12 protein-coding genes are annotated in these 20,554 nt (G+C 67.9%); 3 read left to right on the plus strand and 9 right to left on the minus strand.

The genetic code is table 11. The features are described 5' to 3' along the window. Nucleotides 1-32 precede the first annotated feature (32 nt). Both C2U58_RS09955 and C2U58_RS09960 read left to right on the plus strand, forming a co-directional pair. On the plus strand, nucleotides 33-7,715 hold the full coding sequence (locus C2U58_RS09955; protein ID WP_172448121.1) for a deaminase domain-containing protein: 7,683 nt from the start codon (nucleotides 33-35) through the stop codon (nucleotides 7,713-7,715). 95 nt (nucleotides 7,716-7,810) lie between these two features. Then, a complete protein-coding gene (locus C2U58_RS09960; protein WP_102945714.1) occupies nucleotides 7,811-8,677 on the plus strand; it encodes an endonuclease/exonuclease/phosphatase family protein in 867 nt (288 codons plus the stop codon). A gap of 6 nt (nucleotides 8,678-8,683) precedes the next feature. Here C2U58_RS09960 and C2U58_RS09965 read toward each other — a convergent pair whose 3' ends face one another. The 7 genes from C2U58_RS09965 to C2U58_RS09995 form a co-directional block, all read right to left on the minus strand. Then, the gene (locus C2U58_RS09965; protein ID WP_102945715.1) at nucleotides 8,684-8,956 is read right to left on the minus strand and encodes a hypothetical protein; all 273 of its coding nucleotides are present in this window, start codon (nucleotides 8,954-8,956) and stop codon (nucleotides 8,684-8,686) included. Nucleotides 8,957-9,106: 150 nt separating this feature from the next. Next, nucleotides 9,107-10,537, minus strand: coding sequence for an efflux transporter outer membrane subunit (locus tag C2U58_RS09970; protein ID WP_102945716.1), 1,431 nt, complete (start codon nucleotides 10,535-10,537; stop codon nucleotides 9,107-9,109). After that, nucleotides 10,531-11,268, minus strand: a complete 738-nt coding sequence (locus tag C2U58_RS09975; protein WP_102945717.1) for an SDR family oxidoreductase — start codon at nucleotides 11,266-11,268, stop codon at nucleotides 10,531-10,533. The genes C2U58_RS09970 and C2U58_RS09975 overlap by 7 nt, the downstream gene beginning before the upstream one ends. A gap of 24 nt (nucleotides 11,269-11,292) precedes the next feature. Further along, on the minus strand, nucleotides 11,293-14,463 hold the full coding sequence (locus C2U58_RS09980; protein ID WP_102945718.1) for a multidrug efflux RND transporter permease subunit: 3,171 nt from the start codon (nucleotides 14,461-14,463) through the stop codon (nucleotides 11,293-11,295). 119 nt (nucleotides 14,464-14,582) lie between these two features. After that, entirely contained in the window at nucleotides 14,583-15,749 is a 1,167-nt protein-coding gene (locus tag C2U58_RS09985) for an efflux RND transporter periplasmic adaptor subunit (RefSeq protein WP_102945902.1), read from the minus strand. Between the two features lie 140 nt (nucleotides 15,750-15,889). After that, nucleotides 15,890-16,663, minus strand: a complete 774-nt coding sequence (locus tag C2U58_RS09990) for an SDR family NAD(P)-dependent oxidoreductase (RefSeq protein WP_102945719.1) — start codon at nucleotides 16,661-16,663, stop codon at nucleotides 15,890-15,892. After that, complete coding sequence (locus C2U58_RS09995; RefSeq protein WP_102945720.1) at nucleotides 16,660-16,887, minus strand: hypothetical protein; 228 nt, start codon at nucleotides 16,885-16,887, stop codon at nucleotides 16,660-16,662. Before C2U58_RS09995 ends, C2U58_RS09990 begins: the two co-directional genes overlap by 4 nt. A 140-nt stretch (nucleotides 16,888-17,027) precedes the next feature. On the opposite strand from C2U58_RS09995, the gene C2U58_RS10000 reads away from it, so the two are divergent. Beyond that, nucleotides 17,028-18,050, plus strand: a complete 1,023-nt coding sequence (locus C2U58_RS10000) for a LysR family transcriptional regulator (RefSeq protein ID WP_070206428.1) — start codon at nucleotides 17,028-17,030, stop codon at nucleotides 18,048-18,050. Nucleotides 18,051-18,163: 113 nt separating this feature from the next. On the opposite strand, the gene C2U58_RS10005 is transcribed toward C2U58_RS10000, so the two are convergent. Continuing rightward, entirely contained in the window at nucleotides 18,164-18,859 is a 696-nt protein-coding gene (locus C2U58_RS10005) for an OmpA family protein (RefSeq protein ID WP_102945721.1), read from the minus strand. A gap of 118 nt (nucleotides 18,860-18,977) precedes the next feature. After that, on the minus strand, nucleotides 18,978-20,387 hold the full coding sequence (locus C2U58_RS10010) for a deoxyribodipyrimidine photo-lyase (RefSeq protein ID WP_102945722.1): 1,410 nt from the start codon (nucleotides 20,385-20,387) through the stop codon (nucleotides 18,978-18,980). Nucleotides 20,388-20,554: the final 167 nt, after the last annotated feature.

Below are 20,554 nucleotides of genomic sequence, written 5' to 3' on the forward strand. Positions count from 1 at the left end.
CCCTTCCGCGCCCCTGCGCCTGTCACGATTCCATGCCTGTGCCGAACCTGTCCCCTTGCCCTACCGCATCCAAGTGCACGGCTGCCGCGCAGCGCACCCCTGCCCCCGTCCAGGAGCAGACGCGCCCAACGGCGGCACCGTGGCAGGTACGTAATCGCGACGCGACGACGCTGTCGCTGGTGGGCGTGCCGCCCGCACAGCTGGATTCATTGGCGGACGCGCTGTCCAGGGGGCCGATCGATACCACGCTGATCGGGAGCTTGCTCGACGGCGGGTTGCCGGGCAGCCCGCTCGGCGATGCGCTGTCGGAGTGGCTGGCCGCTCAATGCGTACTTCCCTCCTGCAGCGACGACGAGGCCGCCGCCTGGCGCTGCGTGCTGCTGTATGCCCTGCGCCTGCCGCAGGCGCACTGGGAAGTGGAATGCGTTGCCGAAAGGGCGCGCTTGAGTGCCGCTGTTTCCGGCCGCGATCCGCTGTTGCAGCGTCTGCGCGATGCGCTGTATCGGCCCTTGGACAAGACGCCGGCTGCTTGGCAGGAGATGCTTGCCGGCCCGCGTGCGCGCGATGCGGAGGCGGACGCACGGCAGATTGCGCTCGACCACCAGCGCACGCAGTACGGTGGACTGGATACCGACAAACGCCATGGCGCCGTGGCGAAGCTGCTGGCAGAACTGGCACCTGCCGCAACCGCCCAGGCGCTGCAGGGGGCGATGAAGTGGGTGCGCCGGCACGAACAACGCGATGCCGGCCTGCTCGATCCGCGCGCCGGTCTGCGCACGGTGTTTGCCCACGCGGGCGATGCCGCGTCGATTGCGGACGTTCGTGCCCGACTGTCGGCGATGCAGCAGGTCACGACGCGCACCGGGTCCAATGTACCCTCCACGGCGACAGTGGCGTTCGAAAAGGCGCCTCCGCTGGCCATGCAGCTGCTGGCCGTGGCGCAACAGGCCGATCTCGATACCCCCGCTCCCGCGCAGCCCCTGGGCCGCTACGACAGCCCTGCGCGCGCAGCCGTCAGCCTGCTCAGCCTTCCATGGCAGCTTCCGCAGCTGGTGAAGGGCGGCGCGGACCTCAGCTTTACTGCTGCGAAAAGCGCGAGGCTGCTGGGCAGCAGGACCCTGCCGACGCCCGAAGCGGTAGCGAATACCGCGCAGCCTTATGGGCTTGGCGGTGCGTGGGCGCGGCCGGTCAACATCCTGGCCTGCACGCCGATGGTGGGTGAAACGCCGCTCGTGGACGACACCAGCGCGCTGCTTGGCCGCCCGCAGATGGGGACTGCTGTCGCGCTGCGCGGTCAGTGCTGGGAGGCGCCGCATAACGTACCCGGCATGTTGCGCGAGCAGAGCGCAGGGATCGGCGCATTCCTCGCACGTCAACCCACCGGAACGACGACGTTGACAGCGCCCGACGCCCCAAAAGCCACGCCGACAGACGGGATGTGCCCCGTGCATGACATCGACCCGGCGTCCTCGGCGACGCCCATGCTTCACCACCGCACGCGCGCGCCGCGCGCCGATGCCGGCGCGCTGACCGACCTCGGCCGAACGGCCGCCCCCGCGCCCGCCGCGCTGCCCTGCCATGGCGCGGTCGCCCAGGAGATGATCCGGGTCGACGGCCGGCTGCCGCTGCTGGTACAGGCGCCCCTGCTCGACCGCCTTGCGCCCGGCGACTGGTGGAACACACTGGATTGGCAGGTGCCTCGCACGCTGGGTGGCCTGCATGCAGCCGTCACCGACGCGTTTGCGCAGGCCGGGCTGGACCTGCAGCACCGGGCACCCAGCGCGGACGCACTGGCTTCCTTCTTCGCATCCACGCCGGCACGCGCATGGTATGACGCGCTGCAGACGCTGCCGATGCTGCCGGAAGGCGCCCGCCGCAGCCTGGCCGACGGCGGCGCCAGCGCACGCGCTTACGCGTTCACCCGCATGCTGGAACAGCTCACCCAGCACCCGCACGCCGAAGGCGAACGCAGGGCGCTGCACAGCCTGGCCTGCATTGGTCGCGCCGCCGTCGCGTACGTGCAGGAACAGGACGCCAACGCGTTGGTCGCCGCGCATGCGCACTTCGATACGTTGGCCTGGCGTACCGATACCGTGGCCGGCCGCCTGGCAACGCCGATGACCGATGCGCAGCTGCAGGCACACCGTGCGCGCATGCACCTCGCCTACGGCAAACCGCTGCCGCACGGCTCCAGTACCGAACAGATGCGGGCCTGGCTGGTACAGGCGCAACCTGCGTTGCTGGACGAAAGAACGTTCGATCTGCTCGACAGCGCAGATACCCTGCTGGCAGACCTGCTGGTCACGCTGCGCGGTGAGGTCGATGCACTACGCTTCGGCAGATACTGGGATTGGCGCGGCAAGCCGCCCGGCGCTGCCGACTGGCGCGACCACCTCGAGCGCAAGGCTGCCGTGGCCGGCACGCACTGGGTGACCGAACTGGGCGTGCTGTTCCACCAGGTGGCCGCGTCGCTGGCCCGCTACGAAGACCTGGAACCGCCGCTGCAGTCGGTGATCGATCCCCGCCGCAACGACCTGCGCGTGCTGACGGGTGAACTGATCGCCCCGCTGCTGCAGCTGTATTCGGGGCTGGACCTGCCGATGGCACAGGCCGACCCGTGGTACCCCACTGCCTACCCTGCCTATGCGGGCTTCTTCGCGTGGACCGGTGGCGCCCACGCGTCCCCCGCCCTGGACCCGCTGGAAGCGCTGGACCTTGCACGAAATCCCGAGCGCCTGCGGCCGTTGCTGCTGCCGATGACGGTCACCCTGCCCCTGCCGGCCGCCGTGCTGCGTCACCTGCTCGGTCGCGACCGGATCGCAGACGAGCCGCAGCAGCAGGCCCGCGACCTGATGCGCCTGATGCGCGGCAGTGAGACACGCCGGCTGGTGGCGCAGATGTTGGACATCGGCGCGGACGACGTTACGCCAGAGCTGGTTCACGGGTTCTTCCGGCAACTGGCCAGCGCGCCAGGCGCTGAAGCATTCGGCCACTGGCGCGACGAGTTCCAGCGCGGCTCCACCTGGCACCTGTCGCCGGACGAGTGGCTGAGCCTGCTGCCTGAGCGGGAACTGGCATCGCTATGGCGAACGCCCGGCATGCGCACCAACCGCGAGGGCGTGGTCAATGCCGTCGAGCACGCGTTGGCTGCAACTGCTGGAACGCGCGGGACACAGGCTCCGCCAGCGCTGTGGGCGCGGGTCATGGAGGCACCGCAGGCGCTGGACCAGTGGTGCGCCAGCGACGATGCGCAGCGGGTCGCCTGGCAGCACCTGCAACGCTCGGTTGCCGGGCGCAGCGCCGGCACGCGGCTGGACCGCGAGGCGCCGTTGTCGCCCAGCACCTGCGCAGCGATGTTGGGCGCGTCGGCTGAGGTGCAGCTGTCGCTCGGCGAAGATCCCAAAGGACTCACTCACGACCCTGCCAACGACGCTGCGCCGGTATTGTCGCTGGCAATCGACCTGCAACGGCTGCATCCGGCGCTGACGGCAGATGAGGCGTTGGCATTCGGCGCCGTGCTGCTGCCGCCTGACGCACGCGGGGTCCCACCAGCGCGCGCGCCAGTGAGCTTCCCGCTGTTGCAGCCGCCCCACGTGCCAGCGCGTGGCGCGGACGCATCGGAGGATGCGCTGCTGGCAGCAATCGTGCAGTCGGACGCCCCACCCCGCCCGGACACGCCCCGCGTAGATCCGGCGCACCTGCCAGCGCTGGATGACCTGCTTGAAGGATTCGGCCTGTCGCTGCTGCATCCGCCCGAAGCCGACGGCCGTGACGACGAACCGTTGACCGCACCCAATGCCTGGGCGCTGATGGCACGCACGCGCCAGTTCGCCGCGTTCTGCCAACCGCTGCTGGCCGAGGCCGGTTGGGTGGGTGGCGACGCCGGAGATACCGGTTCCGCGCGCGGCGCGCAGACGCTGCTCGCGCAGTTGATGCTGGAACGCTACATCGGCCGCGACCGGATCGATGCGCTGCGCGAACGCTTCGCCTCCGCCGAGGTGGTGGATGTGCCGTTTGCGCACCTTGCCCACGAACTGCGCCTGGCGGTGTTGGATGAAAACGGCGAGGCGTCGCCGGCCGCGCTGGGCATGCTGTACTGGATGCTCGCCAGCGAGCTGGAGCAGCCGGCACTGATGGTGGACGGCATTCCCGACTGGCTCACCTACGGCGGCTCGCTGCAGAGCGTGGCCCTGCGGCATGGCGCGACGCTGCTGGACGGCATGCAACCGGGCGCCTGCAGCGGGGGCCGCTTCGATGAGGTCTGTGCCCTGCCCGCGCAGCTCTCGCTGCCGGCGAAGACACCCGGCGGGCACGACGACCTGCACGATGCGTGGGCGCGAGCGCTTGCACCCGAGGCGTTGGCGTATGCGGCCGCGCGCGGTGGAGCGGGTAACCTCACGCGGCTCGACGCCACCACCGGGCAACAGGTGAGTGACGCGCTCACCCTGCTGCAGGCCGACCAGGCCATCCACGCGCTGCATGTGCAGCAGCTGGCCAGCGAATCGCCCAGACGCATGGACATCGCCGCACAGACCCTTGAGGAAGCAGGCATCGACCCGGCGCTGTGGTCGAAGCGCCCGGTCGACATCGGTGAGGCGTACCTGAAGCGCCACGGCATCGTACCCTCGCACCTGATCGACTTCGAGACCCGCTTCTACGACACCTACCGGCCGGGCCCGGGCGGTGGCAGTGCAATGGACGACCCGGTCGAACGCGCCCTGGTCACCAACGACGATACGCTGCAGGAACTGGTGGTGGCCGACGCCTGGGTATCGACCAACGGACCCACTACCGCGAGCCGTTTCGAAAGCGCGTTCGATGCATGGAAGCGGACTGTAGAATCCGGACTGGCCGGTGTCATCGCAACGGTGCTGGAAGGCCTCCCGGCAGTCGACCGGCGGTTGATCGAATCGTCGGTGTGCACGCCGCTGCGCATCAGCCTGGGCGATCGGCATGCCGACCGCGGCCTGCTGCTGCGTTGCACGCCCACCCAACAGGGCACGGAGCCTGTGTACTTCGAAATCATCCCGCAGGCCGGGGTGGCACGGCGGGTATGGCAGGATCAGGCGCTCGGCAGCCTGGTGGACACCGAAGGACTGTTTACCGGCAACGCCCAGCGCCAGCGCGATGGCGGCCTGCTCGAACCGCTGTCTGGCCTGACCCTGGCGCCGTACCGCAGCACGGTGACCGGAAGCGGCCCACACACCTTCCCGTCACTCGCGCGCGCGGCGGCGACGGACCTCTGGAAGGAACGACTGGACCAGGCGTACACGGATGAACTCGCGCAGCGCACGGGGCTGGAACAACTCCACGCGCAGGAGCTGCACGATCTGAATGCATTGGCCGAGTTCCTGGTGCCCGGCTTGAGCTGCGTGGAGCAGCTCCGTGCCGGCGACTTCTCGGCCGGTACGATCGGCGGCTGCGTGATGGACGTTGTTTCCACGGTGGCGCCGGTGAGCGAGTTCTTCGCAAGCACCGTCCGTATCGTGCGCACCGCCGGCGAGCACACCATCACGTCGATTGCAGCGGAGTCCGCCGAAGCCCTTCACAAGCTGGGAACGTCGCTGGCCATGCAGGGCGGGCTGGGGACCGTGCGCAACGTCGTCAAGGGCTCGCAGTGGCTCGGCAGCCATGCCTGGGAAACTGCGCTCCAGGGTGCGGACTGGCTCAAGCGCAGCCTGCGCAGCAGCCCGGCGCTGCAGGAATCCACGCTCGCACTCGAGCACGCCATTGCCAGCGGACGGGTCCCGAAGGCGGTGCTGCAGACGCGACGCGCCGCCACCCCGACGCTGGCGGAGGCGACGCTGGAAGACGGCAGCGTGGTGCTGGTGGCTGCACGCGGCACCGCCTGGCATCGCTACGACGTGTTCACCGGTAAACCGTATGGGCCCAGGCTGGACACCTTCGCGTTCGCGAATGAACTGCCGCCCATCATTCCCGTGCAGCATACGGACGAAGGTCTGCAGGTTGCGCTGGGCGACACGCCCGCGCAGTTCCTCGACCACGGCAACGATGACTGGGAAATGCTGATCGGCGAGCACGGCTACCGGCTCAATGCGCAACGCACCGCATTCGAGCAGACGGCGACGGCCGAACACCGCAGCGCGCCCGGGCAGTGGCAGGAGCTGCCCGCGCACTGCAGGCCTCGCCGTTCGCTGGTGGTGATCCCCTGCGCACAACAGTCGCGCCTGCGCTTCACTCCCGACGCCGCCAACGGCCTGCGCGTGGACCAGCTGCCGCCCGAGCGCGTGGACGGCATCGCCGCCGCCACGCGCGAGTTCACGCTGGACCTTGCGCACACCCGGCCTGACAGCAGCGAGACGCTGCGCCTCATGGTGCATGAGGGCATGGTCTGCTCGTGGACGCCGTCCGCGCGCGCAGCAGCACCGCGACTGGTGCCGTTGACCGCCGGGCAGCTCGATGTAATGGGCTTGCCGGCCAGCGTGAACTACCCCGCCACGCTGGAAGGAACGCTGTCCGATCAGCGCATGTTCGGCCTGCACGCCGGGTTGCCCGAAGACCATGTCGCACGCCTTGGACACGAACTGCCGGTCGTGGATGTCGGTGCCCTGCTGCCCGGCATCGGCGACGCGCGCAGGCTGCGCGCGATCCGGGTGGAGTCGCCGTTCCTGCGCGCGTTGTGCATCGAACCGGACGACGGGGTGTTCTACCAGGCCCCGTTGCCGGCGCCGGGGCAAACCGCGCTTCACTTCACGAAGATGGAAACCGGGCGCGACAAGGCGGCGATCAATACCTACCTGCGGAAGTCGGAAGGTTACCGCATGGATCTGCTTCGACCCTTCCTCCGGCAGGATGAGGACAACATCGCGCGTATTACATACAACTACCTGAGGCCAACGCTGCCTGCAGACCTGCTCGAACGCTACCCCACGTACGACGCCTACGCGGGCTACCAGGCGGCGCGCGGCCGACCCAACGCACTCACCGGCTACGCCAGGAAGGTCCTCAATGGGGAGCCCCAACAAGCCACCTTCGTCGCGCTGGCCCGCAAGCACGTCCCCGAGTGGACGGCATTGACCACAGCGAGCGGGCAGGAGCGCGCGGCGGTCGCCGAGATCCTCAATGCCATCCTGCCCGCCACCGGGGGCAAGGGCGATCTGGCGCCGATCACCGCAGCGTCACTGGCCGAACCCGATGCGGGCAGGCGGATCATTGCGCACCTCAATGGCGCCAACCTGGCCATTGCCGACGTAGTCCGCGAAAACGGCGGGCGCGAGATCTACTGCGCATTGTCCGGCGGGAAGCGAAGCAGGAAGATCTACCTGAAGCCTACCGCTGCGCTTCCCGATGGCACCCGCTTGATCGATGCAGGTGAGGCGATGAAGGGCAAGGAGCCGCGATCCGACATCACCAGCCTGCCTGTGCTTCGCAGGGACGGCGACACGCGCACTGTCGTGTTCGATCGTGAGAAGGACTCCGAGCGGCTGATCGCCAGTTCGATTGAAGACGGTCCGCCGGTCAAGCGCTTCCGCCTGTTCTCACTGCTGGACACCTGCGCCTCCTGCGGCGGGGTCGTCGTGCCGCAGCTCCGCTTCCGCTTCCCCGACGCCGACTTCTCCATCCACTACCTTCAGACCTACGGCGGGCCGCCCCGGCCCGTCGAGGCGCTGCCCCCCGTGGCGAATGACCTGGACCCGAACCCCAACCTCGTCACATTTTTCGCCCAGTGGCGGCGTGAGCGGGGCCTGACATGACGTCTGCCCTACCCGTTTCGCCAATCTGCGCATATCCACCGGCACAGGTTCCGTGCGACCCTCTGGAAACGATTTCACGGAATGGAGGGATTCCCATGTTGTCTCGTTTTCGTCGTCCGGCCCTGCTGGCCCTGATCGTGCTGGCGTTGCCGCTCGGCTCCGCACTGGCCAAAAGTCCCGAACCGCTGCGGGTCATGTCATTCAACGTGCGCACGCCGGTGGATACCGAGCCCAACAAGCGCTGGGAGGACCGTCGCGATGCGATGGTCACGCTGTTGAAGGAACAGCATCCGGTGGTATTCGGCACCCAGGAGCTGAAGGCCAACCAGGCCGAGTATCTGGTGCAGCACCTGCCCGGCTATCGCTGGTTCGGTGAACCGCGCGGTCCGGGCGACAACGAGGAGCACATGGGCGTGTTCTACGACAGCGCCAAACTGAAGGTGGTCGAATCGGGCAACTTCTGGCTGTCCGACACGCCGGAAGTCGCCGGCAGCATCACCTGGGGCAACCTGATGCCGCGCATGGTCACCTGGGCGTTGTTCCAGCGCCAGGCCGATGGCAGGCAGTTCTACCTGTACAACACCCACCTGCCCTATCGCGATGAGGACGAACCGCGCCGCGTGCTGGGTGCGAAGCTGATCACCGAGCGGTTGGCGAAGCTGCCGAAGGACATTCCGGTGGTGGTCACCGGCGATTTCAACAGCGAGCCGACCAGCCCCACGTATGCAGAATTCACCCGCACGCTAAGCGATGCAAGAAAGCTGGCCGGCAAGGTCGACGGCCCGCGCCTGACCTTCCAGAATTTCAGCACCACGCCGACGGTGGAGATCGATTGGATCCTGGTGCGCGGGTTTGGGGTAAAGCAGTTCAGCACACTGGACCAGACGTTCGATGGCGTGGTGCCGTCGGACCATTATCCGGTGATGGCGGAGTTGGTGTTCCCGCAAGCCCCGAAGCGTTGATCGGTTTCAACATCGCGGAGCACCGCGCAGGTGCTCCAACACCCTGCACAGCGCCTGGTGCTGTTCGCGCGCCTGGCAGATGCGGGCGCTGATGGCGAGGAACAGGCCGACGCCGACCACGCCGATGCCGAGCAGGCTGTCGGGCAGCCACGCAAAGCCGAGGCTGACCGTCAGCGCGGCCACGACCAGCAGCACGATCACGCTGGCCGACAGGCCCGCGGTGCCCGCGTGGCGTTCTTCCCTGGCCGCGCGTGGCGGCTCCCAGCACTTCCGTTGCATGGCTCATCTCCCGGACTGGCGGTGTTTTTAGCACCGGCCCAGACCGACCCGGCAGAGGCAAAGCCGTCAGCGCGGGGTTTTCCGGTACGCCATTGCGGCGAACCATTACAAAAATGGCAGGGGGCGACGCTTGCCGCCCCCTGCATACGGTTACCGCATCGTGCCGGCCAGCGCCGGCGGAGTAGCGTCCTGCTGCTGGCCCCAGCCGCCCAGCGCCTTGTACACGCCGACCACGCTGACATTGACCGTGGACTCGGCCGCGGCCAACGCATCGTCGGCCGCCAGCTGGGTGCGCTGCGCATCCAGCAGGGTCAGGAAGTCTTCCGACCCCTCACGGTAGCGGATCTGCGCCAGCTGCTCGGCACGTCGCGCGGCCTGCGCCTGCTCGGCCACGATGCCCAGCCGCGCCTGCTGCTTGGCATAACGCGTCAGCGCGTTCTCGGTGTCTTCCAGCGCCAGCAGCACCGCCTTTTCGTACTCGGCAGCGGCGCCGTCGGCCTGCGCCTTGCTTGCGCGCAACCGTGCCTTGACCGTGCCGAAGTCGAACGCGGCCCAGCTGATCGACGGGGTCACCGACCACGCCTTGTTGTTGCCGTTGACCAGCCCGCTGGCATCGCCGGACAGGAAGCCAACGAAACCGCTCAGGCTGATCCGCGGGAACAGGTCGGCCGTGGCCACGCCCACGCGGGCCGTTGCAGCGGCCAGGCGACGCTCGGCCACGCGCACGTCGGCGCGCTGCCGCAGCAGGTCGGTGGTGTCGCCCAACGGCAACGCCTTCGCGTACGGCGGGACCTCGCGCGGGGCCAGCAGTGCATCCAGCGCATCCGGACGCTGCCCCAGCAGCACCGCCAGGCGGTGTCGCGACTGCACCTCAGCTACTTCCAGCAGCGGAATGTCGGCCTCGATCGCCTTCAACCGCGCCCGGCTGCTCTGCACGTCCAGCTCACTGCCCGCGCCCAGTTCCCAGCGCGCTTCGGTCAACCGCTGCGTGTCACGCAGGTTCACCAGGGTGCGCTGGGCCACGTCGATCCGCTTCTGGGTGCCACGCAGCTCGAAGTAGTTGCGTGCCACTTCCGCGGCCACGGTCACCTGCGCGTCGGCCAGGTTGTCCTGCTCGGCGCCGAGGTCGGCACGCGCCGCTTCGGCGGCCCGGCGCTGGCGACCGAACAGGTCCAGCTCCCAGCCCGCATCGAAGCCGAGCTGGTAGGTTTCGCCGAAGACACGCTCGCCGCCGGGGGTCAGGTCCGGCTGCTTGCGACGGTCGTAGCTGCCGCCCGCGGTGACATGCGGCAACTGGTCGAGGCGCTGCTCGACGAACACCGCACGGGCCTCGCGCACCCGCGCCATGGCGATGCGCAGGTCGAGGTTGTCGCCCAGCGCGTCGTGCACCAGCTGCTCCAGCACCGGGTCGTCGAACTGCGCCCACCAGCTGGCCACCGGCGAGGTGGTAGTGAACACCGGCGCGGCCGCGCCCTGCAGGACCACCGGCTGTGCCGGCGGTGCCTGGTAGTTCGGGCCGACGCTGACGCAGCCGGCCAGCAGCGCGCTGGCAACGGCGGCGGTCAACACACGGATCACCATGGCAGCACCTCGCCCAGGTAGGTGAAGCTGCCGTTGGGGCCGTCGGCACCGATCAGCGCCATGCCCACGCTGGAGCGCGCGCCGTCGGCGATTTCGAGCTCGCCTTCGCCACTGTTCATGTCGGTTTTCACGTAACCCGGGTGCACGGTGTTGACCTTGGTGGTGCTCTCGCGCAGCTCGTAGGCCAGCTGCACGGTCCAGGCATTCACCGCGCTCTTGGACGCGTTGTAGGCCGGCACCATGAAGCCGTAGATCGGCGAACCGGGCTGGCTGTGCAGGGTCAGCGAGCCCAGGATGCTGGAGACGTTGACGATGCGGCCGGCCGGCGACTGGTTGAGCAGCGGCAGGAAGGCCTGGGTCACGGCGATCACCGCGAACAGGTTGGTGTCGAAGGTGCTGCGCCAGGTGTCCAGGGTCTGCGCCGAGGGCGCCAGCGCCGGGTTGTCGAGCAGGATGCCGGCGTTGTTGACCAGGATGTCCAGGCGACCGTGGCGGTCGGTGACCTCCTGCACGGCGGCGGCGATGCTGGCAGCGTCGACCACGTCAAGATGGATCGCTTCCACCGGCAAGCCTTCGGCCTGCAGCTTCAGCGCTTCGGCCACGGCGGTGTCGCGATTGCGCCCCGCCAGCAGCGTATGCACGCCGGCCTGGGCCAACTGGCGCACGGTTTCCAGGCCGATGCCACGGGTGGCGCCGGTGACCAGCGCGATCTTGGAAGTAGCAGTGTTCATGGAACGTCCTCGTGGGGATCGGGATCAGTGATGAAGGGTGGAGTCGCCGTGGGCGACCAGCTTGCCGCCGCCGTTGCGGCTGACGAACTTGCGCAGCGCCACGTAGAACACCGGGGTCAGGAACAGGCCGAACAGGGTCACGCCGAGCATGCCGGCAAACACGGTGATGCCGGTTACCGAGCGCACTTCCGCACCGGCGCCATGCGAGAGCACCAGCGGGATGGTGCCGGCGATGAACGCGATCGAGGTCATCACGATCGGGCGCAGTCGCAGGCGGCAGGCTTCCAGCGCGGCTTCCACGATCCCCTTGCCGCCCATTTCCAGCTCGCGGGCGAATTCGACGATCAGGATCGCGTTCTTGCACGCCAGGCCCATCAGCACCACCAGGCCGACCTGCACGAACACATTGTTGTCACCGCCGGTCAACCATACGCCGAACAGGGCCGACAGCAGCGTCATCGGCACGATCAGGATCACCGCCAGCGGCAGCGACCAGCTCTCGTACAGTGCGGCCAGCACCAGGAACGCCAGCAGGATCGCCACCGGGAACACGATGAATGCGGCCTTGCCCTGGGTGGCCTGCTGGTAGCTCAGGTCGGTCCATTCGGTGGTCATGCCCACCGGCAGCACCTTGGCGGCGATCTCGGTCAGGTTGTTCATGGCCTGGGCCGAGGACAGCATGCGCGGGTCGGCTTCACCGGCCAGGTCCGCGGCCGGGTAACCGTTGAAGCGCAGCACCGGGTCCGGGCCATAGGTTTCCTTCACGGTCACCATCGAACCGATCGGCACCATCTCGCCACGATCGTTGCGGGTACGCAGCTTGCCGATGTCTTCCACGCTGTTGCGGAACTGGCCGTCGGCCTGGGCGATGACCTGCCAGGTACGACCGAACTCATTGAAGTCATTGACGTACGACGAACCCAGGTAGGTCTGCAGGGTGTCGAACAGCTCGGTGAGCTGCACGCCCTGCGCCTTGGCCTTGACCCGGTCCACTTCGGCGTCCAGCTGCGGCACGTTGGCCTGGTAGCTGGTGATCGGGAACGCCATGCCCGGGGTCTGTGCCACCGCGCCCTGCATCTGGCTCACCGCCGTCTGCAGTGCGCCATAGCCCAGGTTGCCACGGTCTTCGATGAACATCTGGTAGCCGTTGCCGTTGCCCAGGCCCAGGATCGGCGGCGGCATCATCGCGAACGCGAAGCCTTCCTGCAGCCCGGCGATCTTCTGGTTGATCTCGGCATTGATCTCGGCAGCGGTGCGGCCATGGCGCTCGTTGAACGGCTTGAGCGGGATGAACGCCACGCCGGTGTTGGGCGTGTTGGTGAACTGCAGCGCGTTCAGGCCCGGGAACGAAATGGTGTGGGCCACGCCGTCGGTTTCCTGGGCGATCTTCGCCACCTTGCGCAGCATTTCATCGGTACGCGCGATCGACGAGCCTTCCGGCAGCTTCACGCCGGCGATCAGGTACAGCTTGTCCTGGGTCGGAATGAAGCCCGGCGGCACCAGCTTGAAGATGAAACCGGTACCGACCAGCAGCACCGCGTAGACCACGAACACCGCACCGCGACGACCGAGGATCTTCGAGACGCTGCGCTCGTACTTCTCCGAGCTGGACTTGAAGAAGCGGTTGAACGGACGGAAGATCCAGCCGAACAGGCGGTCGATGATGCGGGTCGGCGCATCCTTGGCCGCGTCATGCGGCTTGAGCAGGCGCGCAGCCAGGGCCGGCGACAGGGTCAGCGAGTTGATCGCCGAAATCACAGTCGAGATGGCGATGGTCACCGCGAACTGCTTGTAGAACTGACCGGTCACGCCGGACAGGAACGCCATCGGCACGAACACCGCGCACAGCACCAGCGCGATCGCGATGATCGGGCCAGACACTTCCTTCATGGCCTGGTGGGCAGCGGCCGTGGGCGACAGGCCTTCTTCGATGTTGCGCTCGACGTTCTCCACCACCACGATCGCGTCGTCGACCACGATGCCGATCGCCAGCACCAGGCCGAACAGGCTCAGCGTGTTGATCGAGAAGCCCAGCACGTACAGCGCAGCAAAGGTACCCACGATCGACACCGGCACTGCGATCAGCGGAATGATCGAGGCACGCCAGGTCTGCAGGAACAGGATCACCACCAGCACCACCAGCGCGATGGCTTCCAGCAGGGTCGACACCACCGCCTTGATCGAGTCGCGCACGAAGATGGTGGTGTCGTACACCGCTTCGTACTTCACGTCGGCCGGGAAAGTCTTCTGCATCTCGTCCATGGTGCCGATCACCGCATCGCGGATCTCCAGCGCGTTGGCGCCGGGGGCCTGGAAGATGCCGATGCCGACCGCGTTCTTGCCGTCCAGCTGCGAGCGCAGGGTGTAGTCGCCGGCGCCCAGTTCGACGCGGGCCACGTCGGAGAGGCGTACCACCTCACCGTCGGTACCGGCCTTGAGCACGATGTCGCCGAACTCCTGCTCGCTGCGCAGGCGGCCCTGGGCGTTGATCAGGGTCAGGAACTGGCTGTTCGGCATCGGTTCGGCGCCGAGCTGGCCGGCCGAGACCTGCACGTTCTGCTCGCGCATGGCACGGACCACGTCGCTGGCGGTCAGGCCGCGCGCGGCGACCTTGTCCGGGTCGAGCCAGGCGCGCATGGCGTAGTCGCCACCGCCGAAGATCTGCGCGTCGCCCACGCCGGGAATGCGCGCCAGCGCGTCCTTGACGTGCAGGCGGGCGTAGTTGCGCAGGTACAGGGTGTCGTACTTGCCGTTCGGCGAAGTCAGGTGCACCACCATCAGGAAGGTCGGCGACTGCTTCTGGGTGGTCACACCCTGGCGGCCCACGTCTTCAGGGAGGCGCGCCTGCGCCTGGGCGACGCGGTTCTGCACCTTCACCGCCGCGTCGTCCGGGTCGGTGCCCGGGCGGAAGGTGACGGTCATCTGCAGCACGCCGTCCGAGCCGGCCACCGACTTGAGGTACATCATGCCCTCGACGCCGTTGATCGCCTCTTCCAGCGGCGTGGCCACGGTTTCGGCGATCACCTTCGGGTTGGCACCCGGATACACGGTGCGCACCACCACCGACGGCGGCACCACTTCGGGGTACTCGCCGATCGGCAGGATCGGGATGGAGATCAGGCCGGCGGCGAAGATCACGATCGACAACACCGCCGCGAAAATCGGCCTGTCGATGAAGAAACGGGAAAAGTCCATGGGTGGATTCCTGGTGTTTTCAGCAACGCCGGCGTGCAGCACCCCGGCCGCTGTCGAGACCGACAGCGGAAGGGAGGTGTCACGCGGCGGGTAATGCCGGGCCGGGCCCGGCTACCAACTCAATTCAACGCGGTTGCACGTGCCGGTACGACCGCCGGGGCCGGCTGCATCGCAACCGCCTTGGCCTGCACCGGCATGCCGGGCATGAAGACCTTCTGCACGCCGTCGATGATCACGCGGTCGCCTGCGTTCAGGCCCTGCTGCACGATGCGCAGGCCTTCAGCGGTGCGCCCGAGGGTGATGTCGCGACGCTGCGCCTTGCCGTCCTTGTCGACCACGTACACATACTTGCGGTCCTGGTCGGTCAGCACGGCCTTGTCGTCGATCAGCATGGCCTGGAACTCACCGCTGCCGAGCAGCTGCACGCGCGCGAACAGGCCCGGGGTGAAGGCACGGTCGGTGTTGTCCAGCAGCGCACGGACACGGATGGTGCCGGTGCTGCGGGTCACCTGGTTGTCGAGGAAGTCGACCTTGCCCTGGTGCGGGAAGCCCTCTTCGCCGGACAGCCCGACCTTGACCGGCAGGTCGCTGTCGCGCTCGCTCGGGCGTTCGCCCTTGCGGGCCATCTGGGCATAGCGCAGGAAGGTGCCTTCATCGGCGTCGAAGTACACGAACACCGTGTCCAGCGAGACCAGCGTGGTCAGCACGCTGGCGCTGTCGCCGGCGGTGACCAGGTTGCCGGCGGTCACCATCGCGCGGCCGGCGCGGCCGTCGATGGGTGCGCGCACCTGGGTGAACTCCATGTTCAAGCGCGCTGCGTCCACCGCGGCCTGCGCGGCCAGCACCGAGGCCTGCGCCTGGTCGGCGGTGGCGCGGCGCTGTTCCCAGGTCTCGGTGGAGATCGCCTGCTGGTCGGACAGGCGGCGTGCACGTTCGGCTTCGCTGCGGCTCAGCGTGGCCTGGGTGCGGGCGCGGGCCAGTTCGGCGGTGGCGCGGTCCAGTTCGGCGCGATAGCTGCGCGCGTCGATGGTGAACAGCACGTCGCCCTTCTTTACTTCATCGCCTTCGACATAGTTGACCTTGTCGATGTAGCCGGACACGCGCGGGCGCAGTTCAACGCTCTGCACCGCTTCGACGCGGCCGCTGAAGTCGTCCCACTGGCTGACCGGCTTGACCAGCACCGGCGCGGCACTGACCTGCGGCGGCGGCGGCGCGCCGGCTTCTTCGGCGTGGCCACCACTGCAGGCGGCCAGCACCGCAGCGGCGAGGATCGACACGCCGGCCATGGCCAGCCGTCGGGTGATGCGGGTGGAGGTGGGAGTGTGGGAGGTCATGAGATGCATCCTTACGGCAAAGTGGGTGAGGCGAAAAACAGAAGGGCGGTGCAACGAGGTGGCGTAGCGTGAGACCTCAACCTTGGTAGAGGTCAAGCGGTGCCGGCGATGTTGTGCGAGCGGTCCGGCGGCCATTCCTGGTTGAGCAGGCCGCGGGGAAGTTCGGCGTCGCGGGTGTCGCAGCGGACGATGGGGCGGTTGTCGGTGCAGGTGTCGAGCAGCGACACCAGCCGGCGCCCAACCAGCAGCGCGCTCGGCCATTCGATGCAGGCATTGGCGGCGTTGGTCGGCGTGCACACCGGGTTGTTCACTTCCAGCATCTGCGCGCGTACGCCCAGTGCCTGCGCTTCCTGGTGCAGCACCTGCGCATACATGCGCGTGGCCGACATGGTGATCGAGGTTTCGCCGTGCCCGGCCCACGCCTTGTAGCCGGCCGGCCCACCGATCACGACGTAGCGGCGCGCGTGCGGGCCACCCTGCAGCAGCGGCAGCAGATGGCGGCCGGCGTGCACATGCGGCATCACGTCGGCCTGCAGCGCCTGCAGCAACGCATCGCCGCTGCGGTCGGTGACCCGGCCACGGTTGTACGGGCCGCCCATGGCGTCGACCACGGCGGCCAGCGGGCGGCGGCGCTGCGCAACGCGCTCGGCCACGCTGCGTGCGGAGCCGTCATCGCCCAGCGACCCGAGCAGGGTTTCCAGGCCCGGTTCGTCGGCGAACTGTTCGCGCAGTGCGGCAAGCCGGCCCGGGTCGCGGCCGACCACCAGGACCGGGCTGCCGGCCTCCAGCAATGCGGCCACGATGCCCTGCCCGACGCTGCCGGTGCCGCCCAGCACCAGAACCTCGGGGGCCAGCGTCCCACTCATGGGACTTTAACTCCCGTCGCCGGGATAATCCCAATTCGGCCCAGTCGGCCGCCGTTGCGGGCGCCCAGGCGCAGGCTGCCGCCGCGCTGCAGGTTGGCGGGCGGGGTGAACTCGCGGAAAGCCTTGCCGGAGAAGGACGAGGGGCGCTTCTCAACGGTCAGGGCCAGGTCGAGCGAGGGGGTGCGGCCGCCAATGACGCGGCCAAGAATGTTCTGCAACCACATGGTTGGCGTCCTCCAAATCGGGAATGGCGCCAGATTAGTCCTCGAACTCCCCCTTGATTAGTCCGAATTAAGGGGAATAATCGTCCCGTACCCGGCACAATCTTTCGGGCACCCTACCCACCCCGATTCGGATCCTCCTCATGGCCCACGATCTCAACGACACGCTCATCTTCGTCAAGGTGGTCGAGCAAGGCAGTTTCATCGCAGCTGCCAACGCGCTCGGCCTGCCCAAGACCACCGTCAGCCGCAAGGTGCAGGAACTGGAAACCCGCCTGGGTGCGCGGCTGCTCCACCGGACCACGCGCAGGCTGGGCCTGACCGAGGCGGGTTCGGTCTACCACGAGCACTGCCAGCGCATCGCGCGCGAGCTGGAAGAAGCCGAAGGTGCGGTCAACCAGCTGCAGTCCGGCCCGCGCGGCTGGCTGCGCTTCACCGTGCCCTACTCCATCGGCATCACCTGGATAGCGCCGCTGCTGGGGCAGTTCCACGCGCAGTACCCGGAAATCCAGCTGGACATGCACCTGGGTAACGAAAAGCTGGACCTGATCGCAGGCGAAGCGGACCTGGCGCTGCGCGTGGGGGCGTTGCCCGACTCGAACCTGGTGGCGCGCAAGCTGGGCAGCCTGCGCACGCAGGTGTTCGCCAGCCCGGCCTACATCGAACGGTATGGCGAGCCGCTGCATCCGGACGAACTGCAGTTCCACCGCATCCTGGCGATGCGCAAGGCGCGCAACCTCAACAACAACCGGTTCTTCTGGCAGCTTGGCGAAAATGGCGGCGACCTGCGCGATTTCCCGGTCAATCCGCTGCTGGTGGCGAATGATCCGTCGGCGTTGAACGGTGCGTTGGTCTGCGGCGAAGGGCTGCTGCTGACCGGTGACGTGATGGCCAAGCCATTCATCGAATCGGGCATGGTGCGCCGTGTGCTGGCCGGCTGGACCGGGCCTGAAGTGGACTTCAACGCAGTGTTTGCCGGTGGGCGGCTGGTATCGCCGAAGGTGCGCGCGTTCGTGGATTTCCTGGTGGAGAAGCTGAACTTCGACGCGAACTACATGCTGGCGCAGTGCCCGGCGGCGAAGCTGGCCAAGCAGCAGGCGAAGGAAGCGGAAGCGGAGTTGCAGGAAACCGGGAAGCGGATCCTGGAGACGGTTACTGCGGAGTGATGGTTGGGGCAGCCGGGCAGAGCCCGGCTCTACAGAAAATGCCGCCCGTTGGGGCGGCATTTTCGCTATACGCCGGTGTTACCGACGTATCGCAGTAACAACGCTGTGCGTTGTTACTGCGTCAGCGGGATCACCCGAATTTCGACGCGACGGTTCTTGGCGCGGCCGGCATCGGTGCTGTTGTCAGCAATCGGGTAGGCCTTGCCGGCACCCAGGGTTTCCATGCGCACGCTCTGCACGCCCTGCCCGCTCAGGTAGGCGGCGACCGAATCGGCACGCTCCTTGGACAGCTTGTTGTTGACCGCGTCACTGCCGATGCTGTCGGTGTGCCCAACCACTTCGATCATGGTCTGGTTGTACTCGTTGAGCGTGGCGGCCACGCCATTGAGGGCCGGGTAGAACTGCGGCTTCAGGGCGGACTTGCCGAAGTCGAAGGTCACGCCGTCCGGCAGGTTCAGCACGATGTTGTCGCCCTGGCGCTGCACGTCGATGCCGGTGTTGGCGGTACGCTCGCGCAGCTGACGCTCCTGCTTGTTCTGGTAAGCGCCCACGCCGGCACCGGCCAGTGCGCCGATGCCCGCGCCCACCATGGCGTGCTGGCGACGTTCGGTGGCGCTGTCGCCGGTCAGCAGGCCGGCGGCCACGCCGATGGCGGTACCGATCAGCGCGTTGCGGCCGGTGCGGCTCTGCTGCTCGGTCGGGTTGCCGTACTGGTCGCTCTGCACGTAGGAGCCACCGGTGGCGCAAGCCGACAGGGCGGCAGCGGTCATCAGGGCCAGGGCCACGTTGCGGGGTGCGGATCGGATCATGGTGTTCTCCTCGAGTGACGGCCGTGCGGCGTGTGAATGGCCGAAAGGATAAACAGGGAAATGCGATGCCTGCATGATGAACACGCACGTATTCGGCATTTCATTCAGGTAGCTGTCTCTAGCCCGTGTGGCGATACGCGGCCAAGGCCGCCTCCCGTCCGGCGCCCAGGTCCACCAGCGGTACGGCGGGATAGGACGGCGCCAGCTCGGCCAGCAGGGCCGCCGACTGCCACGGCGCGAAGCGCGCCTTGACCGGCAACGGCGCCAGTTCCGGCACCCAGCGCGTGATGTAGCGCGCGTGCGGATCGAACTTCTGCGACTGCGTGACCGGGTTGAAAATGCGGAAGTACGGTGCCGCATCTGCCCCGGTTCCGGCCACCCACTGCCAGCCCATGGTGTTGTTGGCGAGGTCGGCATCCACCAGCGTGTCCCAGAACCAGCGCGCGCCGTGCAGCCAGTGCTGGCGCATGTGCTTGCACAGGAAACTGGCGACGATCATGCGCACGCGGTTGTGCATGTAGCCGGTGGCCCACAATTCGCGCAGGCCGGCGTCGACGATCGGCACGCCGGTGCGGCCCTGCTGCCAGGCCTGCAGCTGCGTCGCGTTGGGAGCAGCCCATTTGAAGGTGGCGAAACGCGGATTGAGGTTCTGTTCCGGTGTCTGCGGGAAGTGGTGCATCAGGTGGTACGAGAACTCGCGCCAGCCCAGTTCGCGGATGTAGCCGTCGATGTCGGCGTCACGGCTGGCGCTGCGCTCTTTCTCCAGCCGGCGCACGACCTGCCACGGCGAGATTTCGCCGAAGTGCAGGTGCGGGGACAGCAGCGACGTCCCTACCCGATCAGGCAGGTCGCGCTGTTGGCGATAGCCGTTCAGCGCGCCGTCGACGAACACCGTCAGCGCCTCGTCGGCGCCCGCTTCGCCGGGCTGCCAGTGGTCCCAGAACTGCCGGTCCCAGTCGAGCGTGGGGGTCAGCTGCAACGCGTCGAGACTGACGCCCGTGGCCTTGTGCGACGGCAGGCGCTCCGGCACCGGCAGCGGTGCGGGCAGGTTCATGCGGGTCAGCGCGTTGCGCCAGAACGGGGTGAACACCTTGTAGGGGCCGCCTTGCAGGGTGGCGATGTCCCAGGGTTCGAACATCAGGCTGCCGTTATGGCTGTCTGCTTCGATGCCCTGCTCGCGCAGCTCGCGCTTGATCCGCGCATCGCGTGGCTGGGTGGCCGGCTCGTATTTGCGGTTCCAGTACACCGCCACCGCGCCGGTCTCGGCAATCAGCGCCTGCAGCTCGGCTTCGCTGTCGCCCTGGCGCAGCACCAGCGACGAGCCGCGTTCGCGCAGGTCGGCATCCAGCGCCGCCAGCGAGCGGTGCAACCAGGTGTTGGAGGCTGCGCCGGGTGCCCAGTCGCCCTCTTCCTGCGGTGCATGGATGTACACCGGTACGGGCGTGTGTCCGGCCTCAAGCGCGGCCTGCAGCGCCGGATTGTCCTGAAGGCGCAGATCGCGACGAAACCAGACCAGAGCTACCGACACGGACACCGCCTACGCTTGAAAAGAGCGGTCATGATAACGAGCTGAAGTGAAGGCCCTGCACGCGTCCTTCGCATGGCCCGCATGCGGCATGCACCACGCCTGCACCCGGAAACGCACATGGTGGGCGCATGCCCCAGCCGCTCGTTGCCAAGGCCGCGTGGCGGAGC

Source organism: Stenotrophomonas sp. VV52 (genome assembly GCF_002893095.1).
In the GTDB taxonomy this organism is placed as follows: domain Bacteria; phylum Pseudomonadota; class Gammaproteobacteria; order Xanthomonadales; family Xanthomonadaceae; genus Stenotrophomonas; species Stenotrophomonas aracearum.